The organism is Erythrobacter sp. (genome assembly GCF_040217515.1).
GTDB lineage: Bacteria > Pseudomonadota > Alphaproteobacteria > Sphingomonadales > Sphingomonadaceae > Erythrobacter.
Genome location: NZ_JAVJPT010000004.1, coordinates 99,873 through 117,429, shown reverse-complemented (window position 1 = coordinate 117,429; position 17,557 = coordinate 99,873). Strand labels below are relative to the sequence as shown.

General features: G+C 65.1%; 14 protein-coding genes and 3 tRNA genes. 5 read left to right on the top strand and 12 right to left on the bottom strand.

The window, feature by feature from the left end; translation table 11 throughout:
• Positions 1-13: 13 nt before the first annotated feature.
• The 4 genes from RIB52_RS04570 to RIB52_RS04555 all read right to left on the bottom strand — a co-directional run bounded on the left by RIB52_RS04570 (position 14) and on the right by RIB52_RS04555 (position 3,169).
• Positions 14-90: transfer RNA gene (locus RIB52_RS04570), tRNA-Pro, on the bottom strand.
• Between the two features lie 46 nt (positions 91-136).
• Positions 137-209, bottom strand: a tRNA-Ile gene (locus RIB52_RS04565).
• A gap of 71 nt (positions 210-280) precedes the next feature.
• Positions 281-1,336 carry a polysaccharide deacetylase family protein gene (locus RIB52_RS04560; RefSeq protein ID WP_350173379.1) on the bottom strand — a complete coding sequence of 352 codons (1,056 nt, stop codon included), beginning with the start codon at positions 1,334-1,336 and terminating at the stop codon, positions 281-283.
• Positions 1,337-1,363: 27 nt separating this feature from the next.
• Positions 1,364-3,169 carry a histidine kinase dimerization/phospho-acceptor domain-containing protein gene (locus RIB52_RS04555; RefSeq protein WP_350173377.1) on the bottom strand — a complete coding sequence of 602 codons (1,806 nt, stop codon included), beginning with the start codon at positions 3,167-3,169 and terminating at the stop codon, positions 1,364-1,366.
• A 262-nt stretch (positions 3,170-3,431) separates the two neighbouring features.
• On the opposite strand from RIB52_RS04555, the gene RIB52_RS04550 reads away from it, so the two are divergent.
• On the top strand, positions 3,432-3,893 hold the full coding sequence (locus tag RIB52_RS04550) for an Lrp/AsnC family transcriptional regulator (RefSeq protein WP_350173375.1): 462 nt from the start codon (positions 3,432-3,434) through the stop codon (positions 3,891-3,893).
• A 62-nt stretch (positions 3,894-3,955) separates the two neighbouring features.
• On the opposite strand, the gene RIB52_RS04545 is transcribed toward RIB52_RS04550, so the two are convergent.
• The 4 genes from RIB52_RS04545 to aroQ form a co-directional block, all read right to left on the bottom strand.
• A complete protein-coding gene (locus RIB52_RS04545; protein WP_350173373.1) occupies positions 3,956-5,386 on the bottom strand; it encodes an NAD(P)/FAD-dependent oxidoreductase in 1,431 nt (476 codons plus the stop codon).
• A gap of 129 nt (positions 5,387-5,515) precedes the next feature.
• Positions 5,516-6,865 carry an acetyl-CoA carboxylase biotin carboxylase subunit gene (accC, locus tag RIB52_RS04540; protein ID WP_350173371.1) on the bottom strand — a complete coding sequence of 450 codons (1,350 nt, stop codon included), beginning with the start codon at positions 6,863-6,865 and terminating at the stop codon, positions 5,516-5,518.
• 6 nt (positions 6,866-6,871) lie between these two features.
• Positions 6,872-7,354, bottom strand: coding sequence for an acetyl-CoA carboxylase biotin carboxyl carrier protein (accB, locus tag RIB52_RS04535; protein ID WP_350173369.1), 483 nt, complete (start codon positions 7,352-7,354; stop codon positions 6,872-6,874).
• A gap of 109 nt (positions 7,355-7,463) precedes the next feature.
• Positions 7,464-7,904, bottom strand: a complete 441-nt coding sequence (gene aroQ / locus RIB52_RS04530; RefSeq protein ID WP_350173367.1) for a type II 3-dehydroquinate dehydratase — start codon at positions 7,902-7,904, stop codon at positions 7,464-7,466.
• A gap of 88 nt (positions 7,905-7,992) precedes the next feature.
• Between aroQ and RIB52_RS04525 the strand changes: the two genes are divergently transcribed.
• On the top strand, positions 7,993-9,567 hold the full coding sequence (locus RIB52_RS04525; protein WP_350173364.1) for a phospholipase D-like domain-containing protein: 1,575 nt from the start codon (positions 7,993-7,995) through the stop codon (positions 9,565-9,567).
• Between the two features lie 9 nt (positions 9,568-9,576).
• On the opposite strand, the gene RIB52_RS04520 is transcribed toward RIB52_RS04525, so the two are convergent.
• From RIB52_RS04520 to RIB52_RS04510, 3 genes are all read right to left on the bottom strand, one after another.
• Positions 9,577-9,990, bottom strand: a complete 414-nt coding sequence (locus tag RIB52_RS04520) for a holin family protein (protein WP_350173362.1) — start codon at positions 9,988-9,990, stop codon at positions 9,577-9,579.
• 77 nt (positions 9,991-10,067) lie between these two features.
• Positions 10,068-10,988 (bottom strand): HpcH/HpaI aldolase/citrate lyase family protein, encoded by a 921-nt coding sequence (locus RIB52_RS04515; RefSeq protein WP_350173360.1) that lies wholly within the window; start codon positions 10,986-10,988, stop codon positions 10,068-10,070.
• Between the two features lie 42 nt (positions 10,989-11,030).
• Positions 11,031-13,175 (bottom strand): TonB-dependent receptor plug domain-containing protein, encoded by a 2,145-nt coding sequence (locus RIB52_RS04510; protein WP_350173358.1) that lies wholly within the window; start codon positions 13,173-13,175, stop codon positions 11,031-11,033.
• Between the two features lie 532 nt (positions 13,176-13,707).
• Between RIB52_RS04510 and RIB52_RS04505 the strand changes: the two genes are divergently transcribed.
• Genes RIB52_RS04505 through RIB52_RS04495 form a run of 3 tightly spaced genes read left to right on the top strand, consistent with a single transcriptional unit; the run spans position 13,708 to position 17,146 of the window.
• On the top strand, positions 13,708-14,034 hold the full coding sequence (locus RIB52_RS04505; RefSeq protein ID WP_350173356.1) for a DUF3604 domain-containing protein: 327 nt from the start codon (positions 13,708-13,710) through the stop codon (positions 14,032-14,034).
• Entirely contained in the window at positions 13,974-15,827 is a 1,854-nt protein-coding gene (locus tag RIB52_RS04500) for a methyl-accepting chemotaxis protein (RefSeq protein WP_350173354.1), read from the top strand. The genes RIB52_RS04505 and RIB52_RS04500 overlap by 61 nt, the downstream gene beginning before the upstream one ends.
• Before the next feature lie 56 nt (positions 15,828-15,883).
• The gene (locus RIB52_RS04495) at positions 15,884-17,146 is read left to right on the top strand and encodes an alginate export family protein (RefSeq protein ID WP_350173352.1); all 1,263 of its coding nucleotides are present in this window, start codon (positions 15,884-15,886) and stop codon (positions 17,144-17,146) included.
• A gap of 160 nt (positions 17,147-17,306) precedes the next feature.
• Here the strand turns inward: RIB52_RS04495 and RIB52_RS04490 are convergent.
• Positions 17,307-17,383 (bottom strand) — tRNA-Pro (locus RIB52_RS04490).
• Positions 17,384-17,557: the final 174 nt, after the last annotated feature.

Genomic DNA, 17,557 nt, shown 5'->3' with positions numbered 1-17,557 from the left:
AAAAGAGGGCGGATGGTCGGGGAGACTGGATTCGAACCAGCGACCCTCTGCTCCCAAAGCAGATGCGCTACCAGGCTGCGCTACTCCCCGATTCCGCCCTCGCACTGGAGGGGCTGCGTCCCGCCGCCGCGCCCGGTGGGCCCGGCAGGATTCGAACCCGCGACCTAGCCGTTATGAGCGGCCAGCTCTAACCGCTGAGCTACAGGCCCATTCCGATGCCGGCGACAGAACCGCTCCGCCCTAGCTTGGCGGGCTGCGTGAAACAAGCGGATTGGGCTTGTCAGCCGCGCGCGGCGGCGATCACGTCGGCGACACTGGCCGAGCGTACGCCCGCCGCATGGCAATGCGCATAGACCGCCCTCAGCCAATCGTGAATCGCGGCGACCTCGGCTTCGGACTGGACATAGGGGGTATGGCCGGGGACGAGGCTCGGACTGTGGAAAGAAAGGACCAGCAAAGGCAGGTCCGCTTCCAGGGCCGCATCTATCCCGCGCAACGCTTCGGCCACGCCGACGCCTTCGGGAGTGAGCGGGATCCGCTCGGTCAGACGGGTGCGCGCGAGCAGACCGGCGGCGCGCGGGATATGCGCGGCCAGACGCTGAAGGCGAGGGCCGAACCGGGCGAGCGCACCGGCATGAACGCTCGTCACCGGGAGTTCGAGCAGGCCGCGCTCCGCATCCAGCCACCACGGATGGGCGGGGTGGTTGCGATAGTCCGGCCCGCCATCGGTGCGGTAATCGAACAGCGGGCGCATCGAGCTATCGAGGGCAATGCCGTGCGTTTTCAGCAGCTGTGCGGTGTGCGGCCCGAAGCCGTAGCGCCCAGCGCGATAGATCGCCGGAGCTACCCCGAAAGCGTCCTCGATCCGCAACTTCAATCGGGCGAACTTTTCCGCCTCGAGCGCGGGTGGCAAGTTGCCGGCATAGGAATTGCGCGCATTCACCGCCTCCGCGAAGGGCGGGTTGACCCAGGGGTGGAGGTGGATGCCGATATCCGCCCGGCCGTCCCGCGCCGCCGCGCCGAGCACGTCGACGGCAACGGGATCGTGCGCAATCGGCCAGTCCACCAGCCATACCGGATGCGCCCCTATTTCCTCGCACAGCGCCTGGAAGGCGGCGAAGCTTCGCGCGTGGCTCGTGCCGGTTGCTTGGCGCGAGAATGGCGCCGACCAGTCGAACTCCTCCTCGGTATCTATGGTCAGCAGCATTCGCCGCCCGAAGCCGGACGCGAATTGCGCGCGTTCGCCCGGTACGACCTGCGCGCAGGGCCGATGGGGCGCAGGCACCGAGAGGTTCTCTGCGGGCGTACCGGGGGTGGGAAGCGGGGCGTGATGCATGACGCACTGGTGTCTAGCAGGCTTGTCCTAAGAAAGGTTTTTGCTCGCGTCCCCGGCCGCGTCGGGCGAGCATGGCGCGCTCTCCTCCCCCGCTTCATCGGCGAGCAGTGGCAGGGTCAGCACGATCTCTTCCTCGCGCCGGACGAGATCGCCGCCTGCGGCGCGCGCCTCGGCCCGGGCCAGGCGCAGCGCGAAGCCTGCGCCGAACAATCCGGCATTGATCGCGCTGCCGACGGGGCGCGCCTCGGCAGAGAAGATATTCTCTTCGGAAAGCAGCTGCGCCGGGATTTCGCATGTCAGCCGCGCAATCCCGACTGGGCGCTGTTCCCCGGCCCGCGCATCGTGGGCGAAAGCGGGAACGAGCGATGCGGCCAGCATCTCGCCCGCCGCGCAGCCTCCGCCCAGCGTGGCGAGCAGCCGCCAGATCAGCGCCTCGAGTTCGTCGGGGTCGAGAGTCACGAAAACCGGTCGATCGGCCGGAGGATCGAAGTCGATGCCCGACAGGCGAGGACCCAGGACCTGCGCCAACTGGTTCGCCGTGCGCGTGGCGATCGCGGCGAGGTCGGCGCGCCCACGGGCGATTTCCTGCGCGCTGCTTTCAAGCCGCGCCAGCCGGTCGAGCTCGCCGAATCCGGCGAGGATGCGAGCGGCGTCGGCAGCGATGGAGGCGGCGAGCGCCCGATATTCGTTGGGGGCCGGGCCAAAGAGCTGCTGCTGGATGACTTCGGCATAGCCCTGCACCGCAGTGACGGGCGTGCGCAGTTCGTGGAGCAGCTGGCGGATGCGATCGGCCTCGCGCGAGGCGGGCGAGCGGCGCTGCGGTATCTCGACCGGTCGGCGAAAACGTCCGATATAGCCTGCGAAAACGCCGTCATCGGTGAAGCGGGGGCGCGCATCGACCACCCATTCCCCGGCGATGGCGGGAGCGCCGGATAATTCGGTTGCGGCATGGGAGATCGGCTGGCGGCGGGCGAAGGCACGTTCGAGTGGGCTTGCCCCGCCCGCCGGACCCGCGCCGAGCAGAGCCTTGCGTCGCACCAGCCGCCCGCCGATGACCATCGGGGCGATTTCCGGTTCCGCCCACTCGATCCGGCCCGCGCTGTCCGCGGCGAAGCCGAAAGCCGCGACCTTTCGTTCGGCGGGGCGTTGTTCGTCCGGCAGGTCGAGCGGGAGGCTCGGGGCGGGATCGGTGTCATGCGGGGACGCTTCGCGTTTGCGGCGGAAGCGAGCGATGCGGTCGACCAATGCGGAAATCTCGCTGCGGCCGGAGTCCGTGTCCGATCCCTCGGGTATCGTGGTCGGCAGGGCCGTTCCATCCGGCTGTGGCTCCGGTGTCGCGCGCGGCGGTGGTTCCGGATTCTCCTTCTCGGTTGCCTTGACCGGTCGCGGCAGACCGCGATCGTGGATGCCCAGGCGTTCGAGCAGTGCTGTGACATCGAGCGGCAGGTCGCGCCGCAGCCGCAGGAAACCCCGCGCCCGGATTGGCAGGCGCGGGATCAGCGCGTGCCAGTCCTCCGGGGCAAGTTCGGCCTTGTTCAGGGCGGCGGAGGCGACCGCGGGTTCGAAATCGGCGAGATGTGCGGCCAGTTCGGCGCTGCGCAGCCGCCAGCCCGGCTCGCGGACGATCTGCGCACGCTCCTCGGCGGGAATGGTGTCGGCGAGCGCATCCATCCGCAGCCACGCCGCCGCGAGCAGGCTATCATCCCCCGTGTCATTGCCCGGGCGGCGGCGATTGCCGAGAATGTCGAGCAACTGCCTGAACTGCGTGCGCCTGCCCGCCTCGCTCGAGACGCGCTGGCGAAGCACGGTTGCAAGGCGGTCGTCGAAGAACATGTCACTCCAGGATAGCGCGGCCGACCGGGCCACGCCGGGAGGACATGGCTGCGGACGCAATTCGGGCGATGGGCCTTACCAGTAATGGGCCGTTGTCACAGGAGAGGCTGAACAGCGCGTTGCAAAGCGGGACAATTGCTGGCAGGGATAATAATATTAGTCGCGTGCGCCTTTGCGCCGCATGTTCTTACTCACTTTTGTTAATGCCGAATCGCGGCCGATGGGGAGCGGCCTTGAAAAGCGCACCGGGAGCACGAGCCTCATGGCCAATCTGGACGAAATCGACAAACGCCTGCTTGCCGAACTGCAGTCCGAGGGACGGGTGACGAATGTCGAACTCGCCCAGCGCGTCGGGCTGACCGCGCCGCCGTGCCTGCGCCGCGTGCGCGGGCTGGAGGAAGAGGGCGTGATTCGCGGCTACCACGCCGACCTCGACCCGTCGAAGCTGGGCTTTGCGATCACCGTCTTCGCCATGGTCAGCCTCAAGAGCCAGGCCGAAAGCGCCCTGCGCGAATTCGAGGAGCACATGCGAGAATTGCCCGAGGTTCGCGAATGCCACATGCTCAACGGCGAAATCGACTTCATCCTCAAGATCGTCAGCCAAGACCTGCAAAGCTTCCAGGAATTCCTCACCGGCAAGCTCACACCTGCGCCGAACGTCGAAAGCGTGAAGACCTCGCTGACGATCCGCACGTCGAAGCACGAGCCGGGCGTCCCGCTCTGAGTCCTTGCCCCGGAACGATCCCCCGGCTCATGAGAGCCGGGTGAAGATCGGCCATCCGACCGTCAGTGCAGCTTGAGCTTCGGCCGCACGATCCGGTTGACCCGTCCGATCAGCATCAGGAACGTGCCCTTCAGCCAGCCGTGAATGCCGAGCAGGTGCAGGCGGTAGAGCGAGGTGTAGATTAGCCGCGCAAGCCTCCCTTCCACCGCGAGGCTCCCGCCAACGAGATTGCCCATCAGGCTGCCCACCGTGGAAAAACGCGAAAGCGAGATCAGCGAGCCCTTGTCCTGATAGACGAATGCCTTGAGCGGCTTGCCCTTGAGCATTCGAACAATGTTGTCGAACACGACATTCGCCATCTGGTGCGCTGCCTGCGCGCGCGGAGGGATCGGGATGGTCGTGCCTTCGGGCGTGAAAGAAGCGCAATCGCCCAGTGCGAAGATCGTGTCGTCGGTTACGGTCTGGAGCGTATCCTTCACCAGGATCTGGTTGCGCGGTGTCGTCTCCAGCCCGAGGGTTCCGAGAAACGGTGCGCCCTTCACGCCTGCCGCCCAGACCATGAGGTCGGCCTCGATCACGCTGCCGTCCTTAGTTTCCAGCTCGCGCGGTCTTGCTTCGACCACCTGTGTGTTTTCGCGCACCGCGACACCGAGCCGCTCGAGTTCGTGGCGGGCCGCCTTGGACAGACGTTCGGGCAGGGCCGGCAGGATGCGCGGTCCGGCCTCGAGCAGGGTCACGTCGAGCCGGCTCTCGTCGAACACTTCGAGCCCGTAATGGCGCAGGGCGGCCGCGGCGTTGTAGAGTTCAGCGGCAAGCTCGACCCCCGTTGCGCCCGCGCCTACGATGGCAATCCTGACCTGTGCGTCGGCATCGGGGTTCGCCATCATCGCGCGGCTGACACGCAGGCAGTGATTGAGCAGCTTGGTGCGGAAGCGGTCCGCCTGTTCACGGCTGTCGAGATAGATGCAGTGATCCTTCACCCCGGGCACGCCGAAATCGTTCGAGATCGAGCCGACCGCGATGGCGAGGATATCGTAGCGGATCGAATGGCCCGCGATCAGCTCGCTGCCGTCCTCGTCATGGACGGGGGCGAGATGGATGCGCTTGTTCGCGCGGTCGATCCCTTCGAGGCTGCCCTGAAAGAAGCGATAGCCCCAGCGATAGCAATGCCCGCGATAGCCGACCTCGTCGAGATTGGCATCGAGCGAACCGGCCGCGACTTCGTGCAGGAGGGGCTTCCAGATATGGGTGCGATTCTGGTCGACGAGGATGATGTCGTGATGCTTGCGCCCGAATTTCGCGCCCAGTCGGCGAACGAGTTCAAGCCCGCCCGCGCCGCCTCCGACGACGACAATTTGGGTCTTGCGGCTGCGAGCATTGACCGGGCCGCTCGGGACAGGGCCTCGCGCAACAATGGCGGTATCGTCGCCGTCCGTCGGATCGTTCGGCGCAGGCCGTCCCGGAGCTTCTTCCAGCATGTCGTGTGTCACCATTGCTCCTGTGCCGGTTCGGCGTGAACGTACCCAAAAATGATAGGGTTTCGTCCGGCATTACAGCAAAAAGGCCGCGCGCGAAACGGGCGCCGCCTGATGAGAATGGCGGATCGGCTAAAGACGCGCGCCTTATCCCTCGCGCGTCTTGAGCCATTCCTCCAGCCATTTGATCGAATAATCGCCGTTCAGCACGTCCGGCTGGCGCAGCAATTCCTGGTGCAGCGGGATATTGGTCTTGACCCCCTCGACCACCATTTCCTCCAGCGCGCGGCGCAGGCGCATGATGCATCCTTCGCGGGTGCGGCCATAGACAATCAGCTTGGCGATCATGGAATCGTAGTAGGGCGGGATGCGGTATCCGGCATAAAGGCCCGAATCGACCCGCACATGCATGCCGCCGGCGGCGTGATAATAAGTCACCTCGCCGGGCGAGGGTGAGAAGGTGAAGGGGTCCTCGGCATTGATCCGGCATTCGATCGCGTGGCCCTTGAACTCGAGTTCGTCCTGCGCGACCGAAAGCGGCTTGCCGGCCGCGATGCGGATCTGTTCGCGCACGAGATCGACCCCGGTAATCGCCTCGGTCACAGGGTGTTCGACTTGCAGGCGCGTGTTCATCTCGATGAAGTAGAACTCGCCGTCTTCCCAAAGGAATTCGATCGTGCCCGCCCCGCGATAGCCCATGTCGCGCATCGCCTTGGCGCAGACCTCGCCCATACGCATTCGATCTTCGTGGGAGATGACGGGCGAGGGTGCTTCCTCGAGCACTTTCTGGTGGCGCCGCTGGAGCGAACAGTCGCGCTCGCCCAGATGGATCGCATTGCCGTTGCCGTCGCCGAAGACCTGGAATTCGATGTGGCGCGGATTGCCGAGATATTTCTCGATATAGACGGTGGCATCGCCGAAAGCCGATTTCGCCTCGTTCCCGGCCTGCTGCATGAGGGTTTCGAGCGTCTCCTCGCTCTCGCACACTTTCATCCCGCGCCCGCCGCCGCCGCTCGCCGCCTTGATGATGACGGGATAGCCGATTTCGGCGGCGATTGTCTTGGCCTCGGCAGGGTCCGACACCGCGCCGTCGGAGCCGGGGACAAGCGGCAGGCCGAGCTCTCCGGCGGTCTTCTTCGCCTGAACCTTGTCGCCCATTGTGCGGATATGTTCCGGCTTGGGGCCGATCCATGCGATGTCGTGCGCTTCGACGATCTCTGCGAACTTGGCGTTCTCCGAAAGGAACCCATAGCCCGGATGGATCGCATCGCATCCGGCGACTTCGGCCGCCGAGATGATGTTGGCGTGGTTGAGATAGCTGTCGGTCGCGGGCGGCGGGCCGATGCACACCGCGTGGTCGGCGAGCCGGACATGCATTGCGTCGGCATCGGCAGTCGAATGAACCGCGACCGTCTCGATGCCCATCTCATGGGCGGCGCGGTGGATACGCAGCGCGATTTCGCCGCGATTGGCGATCAATATGCGGGAAATGCCCATCGCGCTCTACGCGATCACGACCAGCGGCTGGCCGAATTCGACCGGCTGGGCGTTCTCGACCAGAACCGCCTTGACCGTGCCGGAGCGGTCCGCGTGGATCGGATTCATCACCTTCATCGCCTCGACGATCAGCAGCGTATCGCCTTCGGCGACCTTGTCGCCGGGCTTCACGAAATTCGCCGCTCCGGGCTCGGGCGCAAGATAGGCCGTGCCGACCATCGGCGAGGCGACCGCATCGGCGGTGTCTGCGGGCGCGTCGGCCTGCGGGGCGGGTGCCGCCGGGACGGACACGGGAGCAGCGGGAGCGGCGGCGGGAACGGATGCCGCGACCGGCGCGGCGCTGCGCGCGACGCGGATTTTGCGGTCGTCGTCTTCGACCTCGATCTCGGTCAGGCCGGTCTCACCGAGCAATTCGGCCAGTTCGCGGACGAGAGCTGTGTCGATGTTCATCCCGGATTTCGCTCCGGAACGCGGCTTGTCGTTAGCCATGGATGCCCCTTGAATGATTTCGACGGTGACTATTGCCGCAAATTGCGGCTGGCAAGTGGCAAAGGTGCGCGGCGTGCAAGGGTGCGCGGGTTTCGGCCAGGCAGGTCTGCTAGACCTGACCGGCGGCCACCGCTTCCAATGCCATTCGATAGCTATCCGCGCCGTGCCCCTCGAAGGTAAGTGCGGCGGCCATGCCGATATAGGATGTGTGGCGGAAGTTCTCACGCGTCTTGGGATCGGAAAGATGGACCTCGACCACCGGGGTGCGGATCGCTCTGATCGCGTCGAGCAGCGCGATCGAGGTATGGGTATATGCTCCCGCATTGAGCAACACGGCCCGCACCCCTTTGGCCTGCGCCTCGTGCAGCCAGTCGACCAGCATTCCCTCGTGATTGGTCTGGCGCATGTCGATCTCCAGATCCAGCTCGCGCGCCCTGTCCTCAAGCATGCCCGCGATCTCGTCGAGCGTCACCGAGCCGTAGATCTCCGGCTCGCGCAGGCCGAGCAGGTTGAGATTGGGACCGTTGAGGATGAGGACGCTCTTGCTCATGCGCCGCTGTTACCCTGACGGGCCGGGGCTGGAAAGGGACAGGACAGGGAACCCGGTGCCGGTCTCGCCGATTGGGAAGGGTAATCCGATGACGAAAGCAGGAACCCTCGACCCCCCCGGCGACGGCCGTTCACCGATCCATGCGACGCCGGTCACAGGGCGCGGGCCGATCCTCGTCGAGGGCGAGACCTGCTGGCGCAAGGTCGGCGCGAACCGCGTCTCCTTCATCGTCGACGCTGCGGGATATTTCGCCGCCGCCAAGCAGGCGATCCTTGAGGCGGAAAGCTGCGTCTATCTGATCGGCTGGGAATTCGATCTCGACATCCGACTGCGACCAGATCTCGACGATCCGCGCATTCCCGACCGGCTGCGGCAATTCCTCGAATATGCGGTCGAGCAGCGACCCGACCTCGAAATCTTCATCCTGCAGTGGGGCGGAGCGATGCTGTTCAACATCGCGCGCCAGCTGGGCAGCTGGCTCTCGCTCAAGGCGAGTGCCAATTCGCGGATCCATTTCCGGCTCGATAGCGAACACCCTGCCGGAGCCTGCCATCACCAGAAGATCGTCGTCATCGACGACCGGCTGGCCTTTTGCGGCGGGATCGACATGACATCCGGCCGCTGGGACACGTGCGATCATTCCGCCCAGGACGCGCGCCGAGGCGATACGGGCGAGGAGCCCATGCCCTGGCACGACATGACGCTGGCGATCGACGGAGAAGCGGCCCTCGCGCTGGGGGAGCTCGCCCGCCGGCGCTGGAAGATTGCAACGGGGCATGACCTGCCCGTGCCGGAGCACGTCGGAGGTATCTGGCCCGAATCGCTCGAGACTGATCTGAGCGATGCAACTGCGGGGATCGCGCTAAGCAGCCCGGAATATGGCGGCGAGCCGGCTATCGACCAGATCGAGAAGCTTTGGTGCCGCGCGATCGCATCCGCAAAGCGATGCATTTATATCGAAAACCAGTTCCTGTCCTCGGGTCTTATCGGCGAGGCGCTCAAGAAGAGGCTCGAGGAGCCGGATGGCCCCGAAATCGTCATATTGCTGCCCCGGACAGCCGAGACCTGGCTCGAGAGCGAAGCTATGGACACGCGCCGCACGCTGATCGTCGAAGACCTGCGCCGGGCGGACCGCGACGGGCGGCTTGGTATATATCATCCGGCCAATCGCGAGGGCCGCGCGATCTATGTCCATGCCAAGCTACTGGTGATCGACGATGAATTCGTCCGTGTCGGTTCCTCGAACATGGCGAGCCGTTCCTTCGCCTGCGACAGCGAATGCGACCTCGCCTTCGAGGCGGCGGACCAACCAGGCCTGCGCGCTGTCCTCGCCGCGCTGCGCACGCGCCTGCTGGCCGAGCATCTCGATGTCCCTGAACGCGAATTCGAGGCGGAGGTCGAGCGAAGCGCCGGGCGACTGGTCCCGGCGATCGAGGCGCTGCGCCGGGACGAGGGTCGCTCGCTTCGTGTGCTGGCGACAGCCACGCTCGGTGAGGCCGAGATTGCGCTTGCCCGCAGCCGCCTATTTGATCCCGAGGATGCGCTTGGCCCGACCCAGCGGATTGCCGATTTCGCCAAGCGGCTGGTCAGACGCAAACGAGTGACCGTAACGGCGGGCGCATTGGCCCTGGGCGCTCTCGCTTACGTGCTGGGGCGCAGGTGAGACCCGCGCCTAGCGGTCGACGCCCTTGATCTTGCCCCATTGCCGCGCCGCCGTGTAGCCGAGATAACCAGTGCCGAAGAGCGCATAGAGCGGTTCGGGTAGCCCGGTGAGATAGTCGTTCATGCCCGCGGCGATGTCGCGCGCAGCGGCGGGGTTGAACGCGCTCAGCACGCCCATCGGAAGGGCGGTGAGGAGCAGGATATACATGACGTAGAGAAAGCTCGGCCGCGCGCGGCTGGTCCACGGATCGGGCGAATTGGCCTCGGCCACGATCGCTTGCAAGCGGGCCTCGATCAGCTGCATTTCCTGCGAGCCCTCCAGCCGGAGCAGTTCGAGCTTTGCCCGGGCGCGGGCTTCCTTGTCTGGGATGATCTTGTCGATGATCGAACTGATCGGTCCGATGAGGGTTTCGATTAGGCCCATGCGACGCACTCCTCATTGGTTGTCGAGTCGCGCAGTCCGTAACCCATATGGATAAAGTAGGAAAGATTTCCAACCGCTCAGCAATTGTCCGCCTCCGCCAGCAGGCGCTGGGCCAGCGCGAGATGCGGTCGATCGAGCATCGCGCCGCCGAGCGCTACCGTTCCCGCTCCCGGATTGTCCGCGAAAGCCTGCACGATTGCCCGGGCGTGGGCGATCTCGTCAGCTCCGGGCGTGAAGGCCGCATTGATCGGACCGACCTGCGCCGGGTGGATCGCCAGCATCCCCCGAAAACCCTGCGCGCGCACGGCCATGGCGCGGCGCTCTAGCGCCTCGGTGTCTTTGAATTCGGGCTGGACCGTCTCGATCGGCGCGACACCGGCCGCGACCGCGCCCAAGAGGCAAAGACTGCGCGCCATTTCGTAGGTGTGCGCATAGGCCCCGTCATCCCCCCGCTGTTCACGCGCGCCCAGTTCACTGGAAAGGTCTTCCGCCCCCCAGCTCATCGCGACAAGTCTTTCGCGCCCGGGATAGTCGCCCGCATAATCGCCGGTGCGGAACATCGCCGCCGCCGTTTCGGTGACAAGTGCGGCGATCCGCGTTGCACCCGGCTCGACCCCGTTCGCCGCTTCGAGCGCTGTCAGGTAGTGATGGAGCTCGGTAACGTGATGCGCGCCTTCCGCTTTCGGCAGGAAGACCCCGCCGGGCCGTGCCGGCATTATTGCGGCGAGGTCCCTGACCGCGTCAGACCCTGAAAGCGGATTGATCCGCACCCAAACGCGGGTGCGCTGCTCTGCCGCGCGGAGCGCTTCGCCGACCGCCAGGCGCGCCGCTGGCTTGTTGTCGGGAGTTACGGAATCCTCGAGGTCGAGCAGCGCGATGTCCGCCTCACTCGCGATCGCCTTCGCCATCTTCTTCGCACTGTCGCCCGGCGCGAACAGCCAACTGCGCATCCTGCGCGGGGTTTGCTTCTTATCGGCCATGGCTGTCGTCCTCTTCATGCGGCCCGGTTAGGCCGACGCCCGCACCCGCGCAAGCGCGCGTCAGAAGGAGCCTTCGACCTCAAACGTGAAAATCATCCCGAACCGGCGCTCGCGCGCCTCGGAGAAGGCGATCAGGCCGGCGGAGCGATCGGCGAAGACGGTGCGCTCGAACCGGTTCTTCCGATCAATGAGATTTGCCATATTGGCACGCAGCGTCAGGCCACCCACATCCTTGTTCTCGATAAAGGCGGAGACAAAACCGAAACTCTCCGTTCGGAGCGCCACCTCGTCGAGACGCACGACAGGCGCATTGTCCTCCCAGTTGGCCGAACCGCCCAGCGCCCACACGCCGCCCGCGAAATCGTGACGGATATCGGTACTGATATCGACGATGTCGTTGCCGCTGAGCTCGCGCGGCGTGCCGAGCAGCGGATCGCGCACCGATGAGCCGAGGAAGGAGAAGCCGACGTCAAGCCGTGTGCCTCGCCAGCCGAGCGGCTCGGACAGAAGGGTCAGGTCGCCGTCCACGCCGTAACGCTCGGCCGAGGCGAGATTGCCGGGCGCCTGCCCGCCGCCCCCCAGCGGGATCTGGTCGACGATATCCGAAATGTCCTCGTAGAAGGGACGCAGGTTGAGCGAACCGAGCGCGCCGAGCCCGAGATTCGCCTCCATTTCCACCACCCAGCTTTGCGGGGGGACGAGATTGGCATTGCTGGCGTTTTCGCGGTCCTGGTCGAGATCGACAGTGGCGATGAAATCGAAGAAACTGAGCTGGCCAACGGCGCGCTCGATCCGCCCGGAAAGGTTCAGCCCCGGCGCGGCCTTCCAGTCCAGCGCGACGAAACCCTTCGGCCGATAAAAGCTTCGGGTCAGGCCGAACGGCCCGCTCTGGCGAAGCTGCGAATATTCCGCCCCGCCTGAAGCTTGGAATTGCAGGCCGCGAGCAAGCGAGCGGCTATAGGTAAGGCCGAGATCGGCGCGGTCTTCCTCGACTCTCGCATTGGCCCCCGGCAGCGGCACGGGGGCGAGGTCGCCGTCCTCGTCGCGCACTTCCAGCGCGGACTGGATCGCAAGCGAATTGCGCACGCCCTCTGCCGCCAGCAGCAGGTCGCCGCCCAATGCGGGGAAGGCATATTCGGCCCGGGCGATCGTTTCGCCTTCGTCGGCATTGCGTGTGAAGACGCTTTCCTCCGGGGGCGCGCCATCAGTGAATTCGGTTCGCTGGATCGAAAAGGTCGGGCTGTTCTCGTAGCGGTGATAGCCGATCAGTTTCAGTCGCCCGGCCCCGAGGCGGAACTGGTAATCCGCGCCGACCTCGAAATTGAATTCATCCTCGCCGCTTTCGAAGAACCGCGTGCGATCGATCGGGGAAATCGCACCGGACCTTTCGGAAATCTCCGTTTCGCGCCGGATGAAGCCGTTCACCTCGCCGGACAGGTTGAGCACGTTGCCATTCGCCGCAACGCGCGAATAGGACCCCGACAGGCCGAAGCGATCGAAATTCTCGTTGCGGACCTCGTCGCGGCGGTCGATCAGGGCGCCCGCGCCGTCGAAGACCAGCTCGGGCCCCTCGTCTCCAAGGCGGTTGGAATTGTTGGCAAGCGACAGAGTCCAGTCGTCTTTCGCCCCGCCACCCGCGATCGCGATCGAACCATCGAGCAGCCGTGCGGGCGTTCCGAAACTGCGGAATTGCGGAGAATAGCGAAACTGGCCCGAGATCCCGCCCGAGGCCTTCGTCACCACATTGAGCACCTGTCCGGTGAGCCCGCCGATGTCGAGGCTCGCCCCGTCGACCAGTTCGAGCCTGACCACTTCCTCGGTCGGAATCCGCGAAAGCGCATCCACGGGGCCGTTCGATTTGCCCGAAATGCGCCGTCCATTGACGAGCACATTGGTGTCGGCCGCGCCCAGCCCGCGTGCGCCGCCGCCTTCGCGGATCGAAAAGCCGGGCACCTGCCGCGCCATGTCGAGCGCGCTGCGCGGGGCGAAGCGGGCGAAATCGTCGGGGCTGAAGGTGCGCCGTGTTCGTGGGTATCCCGGCTGCGTGGCGCTCTGCTCTCCGGCAGCGACCGGTTCGACCGGTTCGTTTGCAACGGCGCTCGCTTCCTGCCCGGACGCCGGTTCCTGCGCACAAGCCGGGCCGAATGGCGCGAGCAGGGCAGTCGCGAGCGGGAAGGCGAGAGAGGAAGAGGGTCTGGGCAACATATTGAACAAGGGCATGAAATCCGCTTGCGCGGGGCGGCAACGGGCAAAAAGCGGCAATCGACGAATACTCCATGCCATTGGACGACCGGATTCCTCCCTGCCGCCGCAAAAGCGGGCGTCCGAGCCTCGTGTCAAGCCTGTCGCGTTAGGTAAGGCGCGGCGGGTTTTCGAGGCGAGAGAGGACGAAGAAAGAGTCGGTAAAGGGTGTCTTATCGGGGGTGCTCGCCCGTGCGTCGGCGCTTGGCCTTGCGGCTCGTGGGGACGAACAGGAGGCTGCAGAACCGACGAAACGGGCGACGGCGCAGAAGCCGTCGCATTCGGCGAGTTTCCGGACAGACCCTGTTCTATCGATGCCCACCTGCTTACCGACAATTCCATCGACGCGTTCGGCTTCGCCGGCGGCGAGTAGGTGTTCGCGATCACCGGGGCGGAGGCGCGGCGTCCGAGGCCGTTCGGTTTCCTCGTCATCGCCGATCATCGCGACGGACTGGCGGGACCCTGCTTCTTGAGCCCGCCGTAGCCGAGGCCCTCGGTGATCCGGAAGAAGCGCGCGTGCGCAACCGGGCTATCTGGAAAACCACCCTTCGCGTACCGCCTGAACGAGCCGGGCGGCTTCACCGCGCTCGCCGGATTCGAATGGACCCAGATACGAGGCGGCAACAATCACGACCGGGTCGTCCGGCCCGTATCCAATCGTTTCGTTGAACATAAGCAATGCTCCGCGCCCAGCGGAAAGGCAAACGATCATACGTTCCAGCTACCGGTGCGCCCCCTTCTCACGGAAAGATGGGCCGCCTTATGCAATCGTTCAAAGACAGCATCGCAGACTTCAGCCTTTCGACAAGGATTGCCGGACTAGTGGTGCTCTCGCTAGCCATTCTGGCTCTGGTAAGCATCGGCGTGATGACATTCGCCCTGACGTCCGAAGCCGAACGGCTTGCGCAGGAACGCCAGGAAGCGAACATGCGGGTCGCGTGGAACGTGCTCGGCCAGTATGGCGATGGCTTCGTCGAACGCGGCGGAAAGCTCTATATCGGTGAGCGGCCTCTCGACGGTTTCTACCAGCCGGTCGATCGGGTGCGAGAGCTGGTCGGCGGATCGGCGACGGTCTTTCACCGGGACCTTCGCATCACCACCAATGTCCAGAAGGCCGATGGCTCGCGCGCGGTCGGAACCCGGCTCACCAGTCCCGAAGTGCGCGATGCCGTGCTGGTCCGGGGCATCCCCTTCCGCGGAGAGGCCGACATTCTCGGCGTGCCGCATTTCACCGCTTACGACCCGATCAAGAATGCGCAGGGCGAGGTGATCGGTGTGCTTTATTCGGGCATTCCCAAGGCCGAATTCCTTTCCGGCGTCAATGCGACTGCATGGATGTTCGCGCTTGTATTCGCCGCCGCGACCCTGATCATCGGCTGCGTCATCCTCGTCGTGCTGCGCCGCAGTTTCGCACCATTGGCCCGACTGTGCGGCCTGATGGACCGGCTGCGCAGGGGTGAGCACGGTTTCACCGTCGATTTCACGAACCGCAAGGACGAGATCGGCACGATCGCCTCGTCGATCGAAGCCTTTCGGGATACCGCGATCGCCAAACAGCGCGACGAGGACGCCCAGCGTGACGTGGTCGCCACCATCGGCGAACGCCTCGGTCGCCTCGCCGAGGGAGATCTCACAGCGCGGATCGCAGAGCCGTTTCCCGAAGCGTATGAACCGATCCGGCGGGACTATAATCGTGCGCTCGAGGCGCTGGAGAAGGCCATGCTGGCCGTTGTCGGCGCCAGCAATGCGATCAATACCGGCGCGAACGAGATCCGGCAGGCTTCCGACGATCTTTCGCAGCGTACGGAACGCCAGGCGATGAACCTGTCGGAGACCGCAAACTCCATGGACCGCATCACGGAGATCGTCCGGGATTCGGCGGACAAGGCGGCCAATGCCAATGGCAAGGTCGACGCAACCCGCAGCGATGCCGAGCAATCGGCCGAGGTCGTGGGCCGCGTGATCGATGCGATGCGGGCGATTGAGCAGTCGTCTGGGGAGATTTCCGAGATCATCGCGGTGATCGACGGGATCGCCTTCCAGACCAACCTGCTCGCTCTCAATGCCGGGGTAGAGGCGGCGCGCGCGGGCGAGGCCGGCAAGGGCTTTGCCGTGGTTGCCTCCGAAGTCCGCGCGCTTGCGCAGCGCTCGGCCGAGGCGGCTGCCGACGTCAAGAGCCGCATCTCGGCATCTGCGCAGCAGGTCGAATCCGGCGTCCAGCTTGTTGGCGAAGCGAACGAGTCGCTCGAGCGGATCTTCCGCAGCGTCGAGGAGATCAGCGAGGTCATCGCCGGGATCGCCGATGCCGCCCAGAATCAGGCAGGTGGGCTGCAACAGGTCAACCAGTCGGTCACCGAGATGAATTCGGTCACGCAGCAGAATGCGGCGATGGTCGAACAGGCCACAGCCGCCGCACGCAGCCTCGCGGACGAGGCTGGAACGCTCTCGCGCGAAATGGCCCGTTTCACGCTCGCCGGATCCGATTCAGGAACTTTGGAGAATCCGCGTTGGGAAATGGGCGATCGCGCCATGCCGCTGCGTCGGGCCACCCAGGTCCCGCAGGCGCAAGGCTCCGCGGCAATCGCTCTCGCTGCGGACGATTGGTCCGATTTCTGACCCCTGGGCCCAGCGTCTGCCTTTGCCCCCCGTTTTCGAATGACGAGGACATTGCCATGCCCGCTTTAACCGTCCCGCATCGCCGGCTTGCCCTTTCGACCCGGACCGCAATGCCGCTTCGCGCCGCAGCTGCGCTGCTTGTCGGCGCACTCGCTCACCCCGCCATTGCGGGAGAGATAGAGGTCGAGCCGCTGATCGATGCCCGCCTCCAGCTCGAAACGCTCGACGTCGACAGCCTGCCGGAAACCTCCGAGGCGCTGACATTTCGGATTCGCACCGGTGCCGAAGCGACAAGCGGGCGCTGGACGGCGCGATTCGAAGGCCAGGCGAACATCGCGATCGTCGACAATTACACTGACGGTCTCGACGGGGTCACCGATCGCCCGATCATCGCCGATCCGGAGAATCTCGCCGTCTACCAGGCCTATCTCGGATACGAAGCGCCAGGCCTTGCCGCCAAGGTCGGGCGGCAGGAGATCAGCCTGGACGACGAACGCTTCATCGGCACTGCCCCGATCCGCCAGAACGCCCAGAATTTCGACGCGGTGCGCATGGTCTGGACGGGTCTGGAGGGGCTGCGAGTCGATGCCAGCTATGCCTGGTCGTTCCGTCCGTTCTGGGGCAGAGACGGCTTTGGCTCGCGCCCGGAATCGGTCGGGGGCGACAACCTCTTCATTAACGTCGCGGCCGAAACGGATATCGGTACGATTACGGGCTTCGCCTATATCGTGGATCTGGACAACGAAAACGCGCAGTCCTTCCGTCTCTCAAGCCAGACCTATGGCGTGCGTCTTGATGGAAAGCAGCAAGTCGCGGAAAACCTCGCGCTATCCTATTTGGCAAGTTTCGCGCGGCAATCGGACAGCGGACGCAATCCAAACGATTACACCGCCGATTTCCTGGTGGTCGAGGCGAATGCACATACCGGAAGATGGAAGCTCGGAACCGGGCTCGAAATCCTCGGTGCGGACGATGGCGTGGCCTTTGCATCGTTTCAGCGGCCCTTAAATACGGGGCTGAAATTCCTCGGTCTGGCGGGTCGATTTCTGCCCACGCCGCCCGACGGTTTGCGCGATTATTACGCGACGGCGGACTATGCACCGGGCCGTGTCGGCGCGCTTGACGAGGTGACGCTCAAGGCGGGGTTCCACCATTTTACCAGCGATCGCGATCTGCGCGTCTACGGTAACGAGATCGACTTGCTGGCAAGCGCCCGGATCGCCGGAACGGACCTGGCGCTGCGTTATGCCGATTACCGCAGCAGCGGATTCTCGGCCGACACGCAGCGCTTCATGGTCCAACTGGCCTGGGTCTACTGATCAGGCTGGCACGCCTCGAGCGAGCGAATTCGATCACTCAACCGAACGGGCGAACGAATGCTTGCCCCTCTCGGCCAAGCTCCAATCGCTCGCCGACCTAAAGATTTCGATTGAAAGAGCCGAGCTCCGCTAGTCGGCTGAGTGCCGGGGGATGCTCCACTGGTCGGGACGACTGGATTCGAACCAGCGACCCCCACACCCCCAGTGTGATGCGCTACCAGACTGCGCTACGTCCCGGATCCAGTGGAGGCGCGCGCTATAGGGCGGGCGTTTGCGGCTGGCAAGACGATTTGCCCGCTCCTGCGCATGAAGGACCGACCGAAAGGCAGGGAACGCCAATTGCCGGGCGCTTGCATTGCTGCTAACCGCGCCCACTTATGAGGACGGCGAGCCGCGGCCGAAGCCAGACGG